Source organism: Anaerospora sp., assembly GCF_032013335.1.
Lineage (GTDB): Bacteria > Bacillota > Negativicutes > Sporomusales > DSM-15969 > Anaerospora.
In genome coordinates this window covers 151448-165983 of the sequence record NZ_DALZUO010000003.1, presented here as the reverse complement: position 1 = coordinate 165983, position 14536 = coordinate 151448, and the positions used below count along the sequence as shown (strand labels likewise).

The 14536-nt window shown below is 48.0% G+C and carries 12 protein-coding genes and 1 riboswitch; of the genes, 1 reads left to right on the top strand and 11 read right to left on the bottom strand.

Annotation, left to right across the window (positions count from 1 at the left end):
* Nucleotides 1–65: 65 nt before the first annotated feature.
* The 11 genes from RTR76_RS04370 to RTR76_RS04320 all read right to left on the bottom strand — a co-directional run bounded on the left by RTR76_RS04370 (nt 66) and on the right by RTR76_RS04320 (nt 12954).
* Complete coding sequence (locus RTR76_RS04370) at nt 66–1697, bottom strand: putative manganese-dependent inorganic diphosphatase (protein WP_312517086.1); 1632 nt, start codon at nt 1695–1697, stop codon at nt 66–68.
* A 102-nt stretch (nt 1698–1799) separates the two neighbouring features.
* A complete protein-coding gene (locus RTR76_RS04365) occupies nt 1800–2648 on the bottom strand; it encodes a lipoate--protein ligase family protein (RefSeq protein ID WP_312517084.1) in 849 nt (282 codons plus the stop codon).
* On the bottom strand, nt 2636–4087 hold the full coding sequence (gene gcvPB, locus RTR76_RS04360; protein WP_396144233.1) for an aminomethyl-transferring glycine dehydrogenase subunit GcvPB: 1452 nt from the start codon (nt 4085–4087) through the stop codon (nt 2636–2638). Before gcvPB ends, RTR76_RS04365 begins: the two co-directional genes overlap by 13 nt.
* A 2-nt stretch (nt 4088–4089) precedes the next feature.
* Nucleotides 4090–5439 carry an aminomethyl-transferring glycine dehydrogenase subunit GcvPA gene (gcvPA, locus tag RTR76_RS04355; protein ID WP_312517079.1) on the bottom strand — a complete coding sequence of 450 codons (1350 nt, stop codon included), beginning with the start codon at nt 5437–5439 and terminating at the stop codon, nt 4090–4092.
* Nucleotides 5440–5826, bottom strand: a complete 387-nt coding sequence (gcvH, locus tag RTR76_RS04350; protein WP_312517076.1) for a glycine cleavage system protein GcvH — start codon at nt 5824–5826, stop codon at nt 5440–5442. It lies immediately after the preceding gene.
* A 34-nt stretch (nt 5827–5860) separates the two neighbouring features.
* On the bottom strand, nt 5861–6976 hold the full coding sequence (gene gcvT, locus RTR76_RS04345; protein WP_312517074.1) for a glycine cleavage system aminomethyltransferase GcvT: 1116 nt from the start codon (nt 6974–6976) through the stop codon (nt 5861–5863).
* Nucleotides 6977–7127: 151 nt separating this feature from the next.
* Nucleotides 7128–7217, bottom strand: a riboswitch (glycine riboswitch).
* A gap of 210 nt (nt 7218–7427) precedes the next feature.
* Nucleotides 7428–8681, bottom strand: a complete 1254-nt coding sequence (locus RTR76_RS04340; protein WP_312517072.1) for a hypothetical protein — start codon at nt 8679–8681, stop codon at nt 7428–7430.
* Nucleotides 8682–8714: 33 nt separating this feature from the next.
* Nucleotides 8715–9860 (bottom strand): acyl-CoA dehydrogenase family protein, encoded by a 1146-nt coding sequence (locus tag RTR76_RS04335; RefSeq protein ID WP_312517070.1) that lies wholly within the window; start codon nt 9858–9860, stop codon nt 8715–8717.
* A gap of 26 nt (nt 9861–9886) precedes the next feature.
* Nucleotides 9887–10546 carry a 3-oxoacid CoA-transferase subunit B gene (locus RTR76_RS04330; protein ID WP_312517068.1) on the bottom strand — a complete coding sequence of 220 codons (660 nt, stop codon included), beginning with the start codon at nt 10544–10546 and terminating at the stop codon, nt 9887–9889.
* A 17-nt stretch (nt 10547–10563) separates the two neighbouring features.
* Entirely contained in the window at nt 10564–11325 is a 762-nt protein-coding gene (locus tag RTR76_RS04325; protein ID WP_312517066.1) for a 3-oxoacid CoA-transferase subunit A, read from the bottom strand.
* 294 nt (nt 11326–11619) lie between these two features.
* A complete protein-coding gene (locus tag RTR76_RS04320; RefSeq protein ID WP_312517064.1) occupies nt 11620–12954 on the bottom strand; it encodes a sigma 54-interacting transcriptional regulator in 1335 nt (444 codons plus the stop codon).
* A gap of 309 nt (nt 12955–13263) precedes the next feature.
* Between RTR76_RS04320 and RTR76_RS04315 the strand changes: the two genes are divergently transcribed.
* Entirely contained in the window at nt 13264–14535 is a 1272-nt protein-coding gene (locus RTR76_RS04315; RefSeq protein ID WP_312517062.1) for a putative DNA modification/repair radical SAM protein, read from the top strand.
* The last annotated feature ends 1 nt before the right edge of the window (nt 14536 follow it).

The following is a 14536-nucleotide window of genomic DNA, read 5'->3' as shown; positions in this document are numbered from 1 at the left end:
AAGCCTATAAGATAAGGAAAAGCCTGCAACTTTACGCTGCAGGCTCAAAAAATCCATTATTCACTTTATAAATCGCGGGCCGCTTCAACAAGGGGCGGCACTACCTGTTTTTTGCGGGACATGACTCCCGGCAGATACAACAAGCCGTCTTCACCTCTAGTGCCAAAAGCTGCCTCAAGCAGTTTAGCTGGCTGACCGGCATACAGAATATGTGTGGCTTCCTTCATAATATCGGTCACCATCAGCAACGCCATATCATAGTTTTCCTTTGACCGCATTGTGGACAAATAGGTCAATACATCCGCTTGCTTCGTCAGCAATTCACGGGGATCCATAACCGATATCTGTGAAATTGCCAGACTGTATTCGCCTGTTTGAAACTCCTTTAGATCGGTATGTACAACTTCAGCTGCCGACATGTTGGTAATATTGGAACCCGCTTTCAATACGGCCATTCCATATTGTTCAATATCCAAGCCGGCTATAGCAGCCAGCTTTTTAGCCACTTCTTTATCTTCGGGAGTGCAGGTTGGTGATTTGAACAGCACGGTGTCCGAAATAATGGCTGACAGGAGCAGACCCGCAATAGGCTTAGGGATTTTAATATTGCGGTGCCAGTGCATATTGGCAACAATTGTCGCCGTGCAGCCTACCGGCTCATGACGGATAAAAATAGGCTCTCCTGTCTGGAGACCGCCTAGACGATGATGGTCGATGATTTCAATAATCCGGGCTTCTTCAATTCCCTCAACTGCCTGCGTGCGCTCATTGTGATCAACAAGGATTATTTTTTCCTTTTCCGGTACGATAAGCTGATCCCGGTTAATGAGTCCCAGCAGCTTGCCGTTCTCCACCACAGGATAATTGCGATGATTGGTTTTGACAATAACCGCCTTACAATCGCTGATCAACTCGGAAGGTTTAAAGGTGACAACCTGGGGTTGCATTACCATGCGGATCGGGATGCTTTGATTAATGAGCCGGGCGCAGGTGTACGTATCATAAGGTGCCTGTATGATAATCGTTCCCTGACTGCGGGCCGCTTCAACAACCGCTTCTTCCGGTATGGCATTGCCCGTCAGTACCAGGCAGGCTATCTTGCAGTTGATCGACACAAGCTGTGCTTTATGGCGGTCACCAACCAGTACAATATCGCCTTGTTTAATAACCTTTTCCAGGGTATGAATACGGGCACCGGCAATCCGCACTTTCCCGCTGACCTTTTGAGTCAAATCATCTCCTGCAATCAGCTTACCATCAAGAGCACCCAAAATACCGGAGAAATCAACCCCGGTTTCACGCAAATCCTGCATTTCCAGTTCATCAAAATATCGTTTGGCAAGATCGCCTACCGTAACGATCCCCACCAGCGCCTTTGTCTCGTCGATAACAGGCACTGATTTCACACTATGCTGCTTCATGTGCTGACCCAGCTCACGCAGCGTATTATCCGGTCTGAGTGTCACTGTTGTTTCCGTCATGACATCCCGTACACGCGGATAAAGGTCATTAATCAAGATTGGCGCCGTAACACTAAAATAGTCCAGGACATATTTTGTCTCGCCATTAATTTTCCCCGCCCGGGCAGGAATAGCATTGTCCCCCATAGCTTGCTTAAGATGGGCATAACCAATGGCAGAGCAGATAGAATCAGTATCCGGATTGCGATGTCCAATTACATAGATTGGCTTTTCCATATAAACCCCCTTGACGCTTGCAACAGTTATAGCTTGTACTGTAGCCAGGCCCCATTATACCACATCAATTGAGCTCAGGAAAATCCTATAAAAAACAAATTATCATCGCCGGTAAGTCCAGACATCGGCAGCAAATTTTTCACGTTCCAACTCCGCTGCCCGTTCAATCTCCCAGTCAGTCAAACGGTCGGGCACCATTTCAAGCATTAAGGTACGGCCAAACTCGTCCGCAATCGTTTGAGCCAATACAGTACTATCTGGAATAACTCCCAATACATGATGCAGCGAAGTGGCTTTCGCCTGCAAAAGTGTCTGGCAACGTTCTCTTTCCTCTTCGCTGGTAAAGAGAAGCAGGCTGACCATCTGCGACGCTGAGAAATCGAGCAGAATGGAACCGTGCTGCAGCAAGGTACCATTCTTGCGAACTTGGGCACTGCCAATTAATTTTTTGCGGTCAACTGTGATTTCATAAAAAGAAGGTGCATCAAAGCAGGCGCCGTTTTTCGGCAGCCGGCTGCTTTGACCAAAAGCCGCTCCCGGCAGAGTCATTTCGGCAGCAACACCTTGTTTATTAAGGCCGGCAAGCAGCCCCTGGCTTAAGTACCGGTAAGAGCCCAGCAACGTAGGCGGCAGTACGGGAATATCTTCCCGTACTACCGCGCTATACGTCAATTCCTGGTCATGCAGCACAGCACGGCCGCCGGTGATGCGCCTGACAAGATCAATGCCCTGACTCCGGCAGGCTTCAAGCTGTACTTCTTCTCTGATTTTTTGAAAGTAGCCGATGCTTAACGCCGCCGGCTGCCAGGTATAAAAACGCAGGGTTGGCGGTACCAAACCGGCAGAGTGAGCTTCGACAATCGCCTCGTCAATTGCCATATTTGCGGCACCATGACGGGCTTTGTCAAAAATCACACGCCACTTGCCGTCAATACCCATTACTCCTTCCACCGCACTACCGGCTTACGGGCTGCCTGCGTTTCATCAAGACGGCTGACCACTGTAGAGTGCGGCGCCTGGCTGACCAGTTCGGGCTGTTCTTTTGCTTCGCGGGCAATTTCCTTCATGACGGCAATGAATTCATCCATTGTCTCTTTGCTCTCCGTTTCAGTCGGCTCAATCATCAGTGCATCATGAACAATCATCGGAAAATAAATGGTCGGAGGATGATAACCATAGTCCAGTATCCGTTTTGCAATATCAAGCGTTTTTACACCAGGAGCTTCTTCCTTCAGCCCGGCGAACACGCACTCATGCATACAATGCCTGTCAAAAGGCAATTGATAACAATCCTCCAGTGAACGCATGATATAGTTGGCGTTAAGCACGGCATCTTCACTGGCCTGGCGCAGCCCATCCGGCCCCAGCATGCGAATATAGGTATAGGCCCGCAGCAGGACGGCAAAATTCCCATAGAAGCTATGGATCTTACCAATCGATTGGGGCTTGTTATATTGCAGGGAATACTGCTCGCCGTCAAACTCAACTACAGGAACAGGCAGGAAGGGCAGCAATTTAGCTTTTACTCCCACCGGCCCTGATCCGGGACCGCCGCCGCCGTGCGGAGTAGAAAAAGTCTTGTGCAGGTTAAAGTGAACAACGTCAAAGCCCATGTCACCCGGCCGGGTTATCCCCAAAATGGCATTGGCATTCGCGCCGTCATAATACAATAAGCCGCCTGCATCATGAATGATTTGGGCAATTTCTGCAATTTTGGTTTCAAACAGCCCCAAGGTGCTGGGATTTGTCAGCATAAAGGCCGCGGTGTCCGGTCCGACAGCTGCCCGCAGCGCCTCAATGTTCACACTGCCATCCGGATCTGATTTTATTTCAACTGTTTCCAGTCCGCAGACAGTTGCGGTCGCAGGATTGGTACCATGTGCCGAATCCGGTACAATTACCTTGGTCCGGTTTTCGCCCCGGCTTTGATGATAGGCTCTAATTAATTTTAAACCAGTCAGTTCTCCATGGGCCCCGGCAACCGGCTGAAGCGTGCAGCCATCCATCCCGGCAATATGGGACAAATAGGTTTGCAGCTCATATAAAATGGACAGGGCTCCCTGAACAGTATGTTCCGGCTGGAGAGGATGAATCTTGCTGAATCCGGCCAGACGGGCAGTATCTTCATTAATCTTGGGATTATACTTCATCGTGCACGAGCCAAGGGGATAGAATCCATTGTCTACACCATAATTGCGGCGTGAGAGACCGGTGTAATGGCGAACCACGGCGACCTCACTCACCTCGGGCAAATGAGGTGGTACGGCGCGCAGCAGCTGTTCGCCGATCAAAGCTGCTGCAGGCTGTTCCGGTATATCGAGGGCCGGCAAGTCGCAGCCGGTGCGACCGGGCCGTGACATTTCATAAATCACCTGTTTTCCTTGCTGCAAGCTCATTTCAACCCCTCCAATACAGACACAAGCTCATCAATCTCCGCTTTTGTCCGCTTTTCAGTCACACATAGCAGCAATTGATCCGCTTTTGCCGCATCCACTGTTGCCAGATCAAGTCCGCCGATGATGCTTTTATCCCAAAGAGCCCTGTTAACTTGAGCTGCTGAACGAGGTGTCTTCACGACAAATTCATGAAAGAACGGGCTGCCGTAAGCCAGGCTGTAACCAGGGATAGCGGCAATACGCTGCGCCGTATAGTGCGCTTTTTGCATACACGTATTCGCGATCTGCTGCAGTCCTTGCTGTCCCATTGCGGCTATATAAACACCTGCCATAACAGCACACAAGCCTTGATTGGAGCAAATGTTGGAATACGCTTTTTCACGGCGAATATGCTGTTCCCGTGCCTGCAAAGTCAGCACAAAGCCTCTGCGCCCTTGGGTATCAACGGTTTGACCGACAATTCTGCCGGGCATGCGGCGCATATATTTTTCACGAACTGCCATAAAACCGAGATAGGGACCGCCAAAATTAAGTCCCAAGCCCAGCGGCTGGCCCTCACCAACGGCAATATCAGCTCCATACTCACCAGGCGGCTGCAAAAGAGCAAGTGAGGTGGGGTTAACGACGGCAACAAACAGCCCGCCATGGCGGTGAACGGCTTCACCGAACCCTGCCATATCTTCAATAATGCCATAAAAATTAGGCGTCTGCATGATAACAGCAGCAGTATCGCTGTCAAGTAAAGCCACTGCCTGGTCAGCTGCCGTTTTGCCTTCAACTACCGGCAGAATTTGAATGGCAAACCCAAGATCGCGTGCATAGGTTGCCGCTACCTGACGATAAAAAGGATGAACAGCGCCGCTAATCAGCACTTTTTTCCGGCCCGTTACTCCGCAGGCCAAATTCATGGCTTCCGCTGTAGCAGTAGCCCCATCATACAAAGAAGCATTGGAAACCTCCAGGCCAGTCAGCTCACAGATAAAGCTTTGGTATTCCCAAAGCGCCTGCAGCCCACCCTGGCTGATTTCCGGCTGATACTGGGTGTATGCCGTATAAAACTCGGCCCGCCCTGCCAGGTGAGAGACTACTGACGGAATGAAATGATCATACGCCCCGGCTCCCAGAAAACAAGGATAATCATCAACATTGCTGTTGCGCCCGGCCCGCTGCTGCATCATCCGCAGGATTTCCAGCTCGCTGACAGCAGAAGGCAGCTCTAGCGGCTGTTTAAGGCGTATATCGGCAGGGATATCGGCAAAAAGCGCTTCCACTGACTGAACGCCGATTGTGTTAAGCATAGCCTGACGGTCGGCAGGGGTATTCGGCAGGTAATGATGACCGGCCATTTATTTCCCCCCCAGCGCTAATGCCTGATACTGCTCCACATCAATTAGCTGAGCTATTTCATCGTTATTCTCCCATTCCAGTACGGCAATCCAGCCTTCTCCATACGGGTCCTGGTTAACAAGCTCCGGTTGATCAGCCAGCTGTTCGTTAATTTCCACTACTGTTCCGGTCAACGGCGCATAAATATCTGAAACGGCTTTAACAGATTCGACCACTGACATGTTGCTGTGAATGCTGATTTTTTTGCCTACAGGAGGCACTTCAATAAACACAATATCACCTAACTCGCTCTGGGCAAATGCGGTAATTCCCACTACTGCCCGCTTGCCTTCCAGCCGTACCCATTCGTGATCCTTGGTGTACTTTAGTTCTTTTGGAAATTCCATTTTTATATCCCCCTTATTCTAAGTCGCATTTTCGTTACTTTGCAGCTTCAGTTGGCGACGGGCGGCGATAAAACGGCTTTTTGACCACAACTGCGTCAACTACGCCTCCTCTTATCTCCACTCCAATTGCAGTACCGGGCTGAATATAATTAATATCCAGCAGGGCAAGTGCCAAATTTTTGCCTATTGTCGGGGCAAAAGAGCCACTTGTCACCGTACCAATTGTTTTACCGTCAGCAACACAAGTGTAGCCAGCCCTGGCAATACCGCGGCCGGTCATTTCCAGTCCAACTATTTTCCTGGTAATTCCTTTCTGCTTCTGAGCAGCCAGCGCTTCTAAACCGGTAAAGCCCGCCTTTGTCAGCTTAACGAACATATCCAGTCCTGCTTCTAAGGGCGTAATTTGGTCTGACAGTTCATGACCATACAACGGCAATGCCGCTTCAAAGCGCAGTGTATCTCTGGCTCCCAGCCCCACAGGAATGAGTCCGTATTCTGCCCCGGCCTGCAGCAGAAATTGCCATAGAGCTGGAGCTGCTTCAGCCGGACAATACAATTCAAAACCGTCTTCTCCGGTATAACCGGTGCGGGAAATCAGGCAGCTAATGCCATGTATATTCATCCCCTGCCAGAACCAGTAATATTTTAAGGTTTGTAAATCGGAGCTCACGAGTGTCTGCAGGATTTGTACCGCCTTAGGCCCTTGCAATGCCAGCTGAGCCATGACAGCCGACAGATTTTTAAGCTCTAGCTGAAAACCATCAGCCTGCTGCTTAATCCAGGCTAAATCTTTCTCAATATTACCTGCATTAATAACCAGCAGATACTCTTGCTCACCAAGCCTGTAGATCAACAAATCATCTACAACGGTACCGTCCGGATAACACATCGGTGAATACATGGCCTGATTAATGTGCAGCGCACTGATGTCATTCGTAACCAGGCAATTGATAAAGGCATCTGCCTCAGGACCACTGACCGCAACCTCTCCCATATGGGACACATCAAAAAGACCAGCTGCCGTGCGCACTGCTCGGTGCTCTTCCAGTATTCCCGAATATTGGACCGGCATCAGCCAGCCGCCAAATTCAATGACCTTGGCTCCACTTGCCAGGTGAACATCATAAAGAGGTGTCTTTTTTTCCGTCATAATAGCCTCCTTTTTACTTGGGTAGTATGTTCCAAAATGCACAATACAAAAAGGACAGAACAAGCTTAACGCTTGCTCTGTCCTTTTACCTGAGAGATTGCCCAAACCGGCTTCCCCTTCGGTGACCGCAGCTGCGGTGCTCTCCAGAGTTTGTCAGGTTAAGGTCCTTTTGCCTGAGAGTTTCTTTTGCGGTTGTTGCTCCTTCGGCGCTGCCATTGGCAGACTCTCCCCTAACCATCATTCAAGATATGAAATTACCAATTCGTTCGTCAGATCGAAGCCAAAATCCTCCCAGATACTGGCATATTATTAGAAAATACAATCTATTATTTATATATACGACTAACACACCAGGCAAATGCCCATTTTGATTGCAAAAGTTCCAGATATGACTACTATAAAAAAACAGACCTGCAGACTGTAATAGCAGCCTGCAGGTCTATTTTTTTTGCTATTTATTAATGGAATGCGGTACCTTTGGCGACACCGCTTTCGTATAAACGAGAGGCCATTTATCAAAGAACGTATTAAAATACAAGAAGACCATGAGAAGGGCAAATTGACCGGCTAAAATTCCCATAACAGGAAATCCCATGCCCATGTCATTACCGGCAAAAGGCAGTATTTTATAGATATTAAGCCAAAGCAGACCAAATACCGTTCCACCTGCCAGCCAGATTGCCACCCGCGTAAGAACCCGCTTGACCAGGTTCGGTTCCTTGTCTGCACCTGGATAATCGTCAAACAAATGATGCCAGCATAGCATTGTCACAATAAGTGAAAGTTCCAGGGAAGCAGCCGTTACATAAGGGTTGACGCCTGGATTAATAGAAAAAGCCGCAATAGCTGCAAGATATATCTGCGGTGTAATTAAACCTCCGCCAATAAAGGCAATGACCAAACCGACCAGCCCCAGCCAGGGTTGTTTATCAGTGAAGTATTTATAGGGATAGCCTTCACCACCCTCTGCAGGGATTAAAAACCAGAAAATAAAGCCCTGACAAAAAGCGAGCACCGCCGGCCACGATCCCAATGGCTGACTGGTGATTGCATGTCCGCCCAGCTGCAATTGCATAAAACTGGGAATAAACATAGCCAGCCAGACAAGAAGCGCAAAAAACGAGCTTGTCATCATCACTGCTAACCCGTCAAGCGGCGGTTTCAAGTTACCTGCCCAGGGTTTCTTCTGGAAGAGAGATACAAAGGGAATTTGGGCAATTATCACAGGCAGTACATAAAAATTAGCCGTTTCCCAGCCTTCAAGAGCCAGCTTCAGTTCCTCTCCATTCTTAGGAGCAAACATAATTGCCAGATTGAAAGGCTTCCACCAGATACCGATAAATGAAATCAATAGCAGATACGCTGCTATTCCACAAATAAAACTAACAAGGGTATACCAAATTCCTGCTATCGGCTGGCGGGCTGTAAGGCTGTACTTTCCATAGTTGCCAAAAATCAGCGTCTGCCAAATCCACGCACTGATGCTGCACCAGAAAAAGGTGCCTTCAGCAAATGCGGCAATATATTTTTTGCCCAGGGCCGGATCTGCAGCCTGCAAACCTGCAGTTGCAGTAAAGCCGATCAATGCCTTGGCAACAGAAGCCCAAACCGGCCAATACAGCATGGCATAAACAAAACAAATCAAAACACCGGCAGCTCCCGTGAGAAGCTTACTGTCAAAGCGCCGCTGCGGTAAATATTCCATTTGCCGTCCTCCTCACTAAACGTTATTCGCTATTTATCCATATCTTTTAGCAACAGTGGTTCCAACCACCATTTTAAGCACTTCTGAGGCACCAACGCCGATATCCATTAATCTGGCATCACGGGCCAAACGCTCAACCTCGTTATATTTCATATAGCCATGTCCGCCGAAAATCTGCAGCGCCTTGTGACATACCTCATTGGCAGCCTCTGTTACAAACAGCTTGGCAATTGAGGTGTCTACCGAATAGTCCTTGCCGCTGTCTCTTTTTTGGGCAGTATCATCTACCAGCAATTTTGCTGCCTCAATTTTTACATGCATATCGGCAAGCTTTTCCTGTACGGCATAAAGGGCACTGAGCGGTTTACCAAATGCACTCCTGCGGTTCGCATAGGCGGCTGCTGCTTTCAATGCGGCTTCGGCAATCCCCAGCCCGATAGCAGCCATCCCCAGGCGACCGCCGGTCAGGCCAAACATCGCCATTTTAAATCCGTCCCTGCCATTGCCAAGCAGATGATCTGACGGGACCAGGCAATCATGAAATACCAGACTGGTCGTCTGTGAGCTTCGGCAGCCCATTTTCTCCTCAGGCTCACCGATCCGGAAACCGGCTGCGCCTTTTTCAATAATGAACAAGCCAATACCTTTTGCTCCTGCCTCTGCGTCTGTTTTAAAAGCTACGATATAAATATCGGCCAGGCCGCCATTTGTGCAAAAAAACTTTGCTCCATTTAAGAGCCAGCCGCCCTCCGCCGGTGTTGCAACCGAGCAAATGCCGGCAGCGTCCGAACCTGCCTGTGCTTCACTGATAGTATAGGCCGCTATTTTCCTGCCTTGTATTAAATCAGGCAAGTACTTCTGCTTTTGCGCGTCTGTTCCAAACTGCAGCAAAACATCAATTGCCATCCAGTGGACATGAAAGGTCAAAGCAACTCCGGCACTCACTTTGGCGAATTCTTTCACGGCCTGGTGAGTGGCAACAGAAGGATAACCGCCGCCGCCATAACTAACTGGATAGTTCATTCCCAGAAAGCCTTCCTGTGCCATTAACTCCAGCAATTCTACGGGAAACCGGCTATTCTTATCCAGTTCCTTTGCTATCGGCTGAAGATGGTCAGTACAAAATTTCCTTGCTCTTGCTACAATATCGTCTGTGCAGGTTTCCCTAACTTCCGTCATCGCACCTTAAGCCTCCTTTTACTCAATTACAATTTCATCTCACAAAAATCTTCTGCAACTTCAAAATCAGCTTCCGTGCTAGTCCGGATTTCGTCCAGTGTAACCCCCGGTGCATGCTCTTTTAAAATCAGCCTGCCCTCACCAACATCGAAAACAGCCTTATCCGTTATAATGGTCTTTACACAACCTTTACCGGTAAGCGGCAGCGTGCATTGTTTAAGAACTTTGGATGCTCCATCCTTATCGGTATGCATCAGGCAGGCAATCACCGTCTTAGTGCCATAGCACAAATCCATTGCTCCGCCAATCCCCGGCCACCATTTGCCATTGCGCAGTACTGCCCAATTGGCAATATTGCCTAACTGGTCAACTTCCAATGCGCCTAGTATCGTAACATCAAGCAGGCCGCTGCGCATCGCTCCCAGCGAGGTTGCCAAATCCATAATGGCCGCACCCGGGGCCAGTGTCACCGGCTCAGAACCGGCATTGGTCATATCCGCCTTAGCCTCTGATGCCTTTGGCCTCGGACCTACGCCAAACACCCCGTTCTCGGCATGAAACATGACCTTAACACCTTCGGGCAAATAATTCGAGGCTTGCGTTGGCATACCAAAGCCCAAATTCACCAGTTGTCCGTCCTTTAATTCCTGAGCAGCACGTTTTGCTATTAACACTCTTGGGTCCATACTGATTCCCTCCTTTATTATTTTTCAGGGGTTAATTTACCGATTTTCAGCCAATGCTGACGGTAGATCTCATCATGCTCTTCCAGACTCAAGCCTTTGACAACTGCCTGTACAAAGGGTGCGGCAGTTCCCACCCGCTCAGGAGGAATAGTGCCTACCGGAACAATTTCCTCTACCTCGGCAATCGTATATTCACAAGCCATTGCCACTAGCGGATTGCAGTTGACGCTGGTGTGACGGTACTCCAAATTGCCATACTCATCAGCCCGCCAGGCTTTGACTAAACCAACCGGCGCCCGCAGCGCAGCTTCAACAAAGCACTTGACACCATTAACGTCAATCACCTGCTTCGCTTCCTTTAGTTCGGCAAACAGACCGGGATTATCCAATATCCCTACACCTACCGGAACCAGGACACCGCCTAAGCCCATCGCACCTGCTCTTACTTTCTCTACCCATGTTCCCATTGGAAAAAACTGTTCTACCTTCAAATTGCCTTTCAGGTATTCATCCGTTGATTCCTGTGTTGTGCCAACATGAGAAGAAATGATCTCTTTTACCAGTGAATGCTTGTATAACATTGCCCTGCCAAAGCCGCTCAAGCCTGGCTCATTTGTAATCAGCGTTATGTCTTGAATTGAGTTCTTAATGAGCCATTCAATGCAGCAAGTCGGCTCACCGGCTCCAACAAAGCCGCCCATCATAATTGTTGCGCCGCTCTTCGGAATTACCGCAAGTGCCTCATCCATGGATTTAAGTTTGTTGCCAAATTTAGACACAGACTTTCCCTCCTTAAAAACTATCTCTGAATTCTGATGGCCATCAGTATCTGAATAGTATTGCAATTTCCATGCCAATGGATGGATGCGGCATTTGGGCAAAAAAAGTCTCCAGGCTCATCGGCCTGGAGACTTAAGCATTTAGACAAACGTACCTGGAAGGAGGTTGCCGCGTCGTTTTACTCCTCGCAATGATAATAAAGTGGTGTCATCGCGAGCGTAGCGTGGTGATCTCTTTTTGTGTATTTTCAAGGAGACATATGTCCCCTAAAGCTACAGATAACAGCTACACTTTTAATAAGCAATATTCATCCGTTCCAGTTTCTTATATAAAACGGAGCGCTGAATATTTAACATACGGGCTGCCATGGCTTTATTGCCATTTGTTTTTTGCAAAGCACTGATAATCAAATCCCGTTCAGTCTGTTCCACTACATTACGAAAGGGCTGTTCCGCTTGCCGAGCAGAGCTTGGTACTTCCAATTCCCATGGTTTCATGGGAATTTTTTGCACATCAATAATGGCCTCTTCACTCCAGTTGATTGCCTGTTCAAGCAGGTTCTCTAATTCCCGCACATTGCCAGGCCAGCTGTAGCTCTTGAGAATATCCAGCGAAGCAGGCGTAATCGCTTTGGCATCAGCACCTATTTTACTGTTAATCCGGCAAATCAGTGCTTCTATTAGCAAAGGCAGGTCTGCTATCCGTTCTCGCAACGGCGGCAGATTAATTTCCAATACATTCAGACGATAGTACAAGTCTTCCCGGAACTTCTTGTCCTTTGCCAGTTGTTTTAAATCAGTATTCGTTGACGCCATCACCCGTACATCCAGTTTAGTGGGCGAGGTTGCCCCTACTCGCCATACTTCCCGTTCCTGGAGCACCCGCAGCAGTTTAACCTGCATATATAACGGCATGTCACCGATCTCGTCCAAAAGAATGGTGCCGCCATTTGCCAACTCGAATTTACCCGGTTTTCCGCCCTTTTTTGCACCTGTAAAAGCGCCATCAACATAGCCAAACAGCTCAGATTCAAGCAGATTTTCCGGTATCGCACCACAATTTACGGTAATGAATGGCGCCTCCCGCCGGACAGAGCGGGTATGAATTGCCTGGGCAATAATTTCTTTGCCTGTGCCGCTCTCACCGGTTATCAGCAGGGTAGAGCTTGTCCTTGATGCCCGGCGGGCAAGCTTTTTTACATACAGCATCGGTACTGTTTCACCAATAATATCCCGGCAGGTACATAACGACTGTTGAAAGCTTGTTTTAGCAGGCTGCGCAAGCTTATGAACGATTTCTTTGGCAACAGTTTGATCAGGAAAGAGGGTCTTCACCATAGCCCCGACAACCTGACCGCCAACCTTCAGAGGAAAACGGGCTACTAATAGTTCCTTTGCATGTATCTTTAATGTCTCTCCCCAGATTGAATAGCCTTGACCAACTGTTTCATACAGGCGGCAATTGGGGACAACATCCCACACAGGCCTGCCCACTACCGCTTGTTCCGAGCTATTTAATATTTCTAAAAAGAAAGCGTTAACGAAAAAAACGATCCCTTTCTCGTCAATGGCCATAATTCCTTCAAAAGGATTATCTATGACCAGCTTTAACCTGGTTTCGTTATTCATGACATCCCGCTCCTTATTCACAGATTCACACCTAATCGATTTATAAGATGCAACAATCATACCAAAGGGTACTATCGCGAAAATAGCAGCGACGGCATTATCGCGTCCTGCCAGTGTATGTCTCTTTTCAAGACACTATGGAGCTAAAAGAAACACTTTTGTGCTTAGTATACCATGAACGGGGCTGCTCCGTGCAAAACCATTTTCGCTCTTGATGCAAAACAGCTTATTTTTTAGAACAAACGTTTGACGAACATTTGTTTTGTTTGTATAATTAATCATAACTACCACCAAAAAGGGGTGCCGCTTGTGGATGTCTTTGATAAGTTGAAAATCTTAACCGATGCAGCGAAATATGATGTGGCCTGTACATCCAGCGGAGTGAATAAAAAAGCAAAAGCCGGAAGCATTGGCAGCGCCAGCGCCGCCGGTATCTGCCACAGTTTTTCGGCCGATGGACGCTGCATTTCTTTGTTGAAGGTTTTGATGACCAATATTTGCTCTTATGATTGCAAATACTGTGTCAACCGGCGCTCTCATGACACTCCCCGTGCGGCGTTCACGCCACGGGAGCTGGCTGAACTAACAATTAATTTTTATCGCCGTAATTATATAGAAGGTCTTTTTTTAAGCTCCGGTGTGTTAAAAAATCCTGACTATACCTGTGAACAGATGATTGAAGCACTACGCATTTTGCGTGAAGAGTACCGTTTTACCGGATATATTCATGCTAAAGCGATCCCTGGTGCAGATAGTCTTTTACTGACCCACCTTGGTATGCTTGCCGACCGGATGAGTGTAAATATTGAGCTGCCTTCGCAAAGCAGCTTGCAATTGCTGGCACCGGACAAGACAAAGCATTCTATATTAACTCCTATGGGTTACATTCAAAATAGGATACAGGAAAATTCCCGCGATATTGTAAAATACCGGCATGCTCCAAAATTTGTTCCTGCCGGGCAAAGTACGCAAATGATTATTGGTGCTACTCCGGAAACAGATTTTCAGATTCTCAATCTGACCGAAGGCCTTTACAAAAGATATAAGCTCAAACGTGTCTTTTTCTCTGCCTATATGCCGGTAACAGAAGATAGTCTCCTGCCAACAGTAGATACAAAACCACCGCTTTTACGTGAACATCGTCTTTACCAGGCAGACTGGTTATTGCGATTTTATGGTTTTTCAGCCAGCGAACTGCTTGATCAGCAAAATCAAAGCTTTCATCCTCATTTAGATCCCAAATGTAACTGGGCCCTTCATCATATCGATTTTTTTCCTGTAGATATCAATCGTGCTCCCTATGAGCATTTACTCAGAATACCTGGCATTGGCATAACAAGCGCCATGAGAATCGTAACTGCCCGCCGCATGAGCACCCTTCGTTTTGAGGACCTCAAAAAACTGGGAGTTGTCCTTAAACGGGCGCAATATTTCATTACTTGCAGCGGAAAAACGAGAACCGGTGCTAAGATATCACAAAATTCCATGCTCCTCTCTTTGCTTCCCGAAAAAATGGTAACGTCAGAGCAGCTCTCTCTTTTTGATCAATCATTTCTGCCCCTTGAAGGGAGACTAGGGTAAA

Excerpts from the sequence above, each read along its gene's own strand:
- RTR76_RS04335 (WP_312517070.1), bottom strand. The coding sequence starts at position 9,860 with ATGACGGAAGTTAGGGAAACCTGCACAGACGATATTGTAGCAAGAGCA.
- RTR76_RS04370 (WP_312517086.1), bottom strand. The coding sequence starts at position 1,697 with ATGGAAAAGCCAATCTATGTAATTGGACATCGCAATCCGGATACTGAT.
- RTR76_RS04330 (WP_312517068.1), bottom strand. The coding sequence starts at position 10,546 with ATGGACCCAAGAGTGTTAATAGCAAAACGTGCTGCTCAGGAATTAAAG.
- gcvT (WP_312517074.1), bottom strand. The coding sequence starts at position 6,976 with ATGACGGAAAAAAAGACACCTCTTTATGATGTTCACCTGGCAAGTGGA.
- RTR76_RS04320 (WP_312517064.1), bottom strand. The coding sequence starts at position 12,954 with ATGAATAACGAAACCAGGTTAAAGCTGGTCATAGATAATCCTTTTGAA.
- RTR76_RS04340 (WP_312517072.1), bottom strand. The coding sequence starts at position 8,681 with ATGGAATATTTACCGCAGCGGCGCTTTGACAGTAAGCTTCTCACGGGA.
- gcvPA (WP_312517079.1), bottom strand. The coding sequence starts at position 5,439 with ATGGCCGGTCATCATTACCTGCCGAATACCCCTGCCGACCGTCAGGCT.
- gcvH (WP_312517076.1), bottom strand. The coding sequence starts at position 5,826 with ATGGAATTTCCAAAAGAACTAAAGTACACCAAGGATCACGAATGGGTA.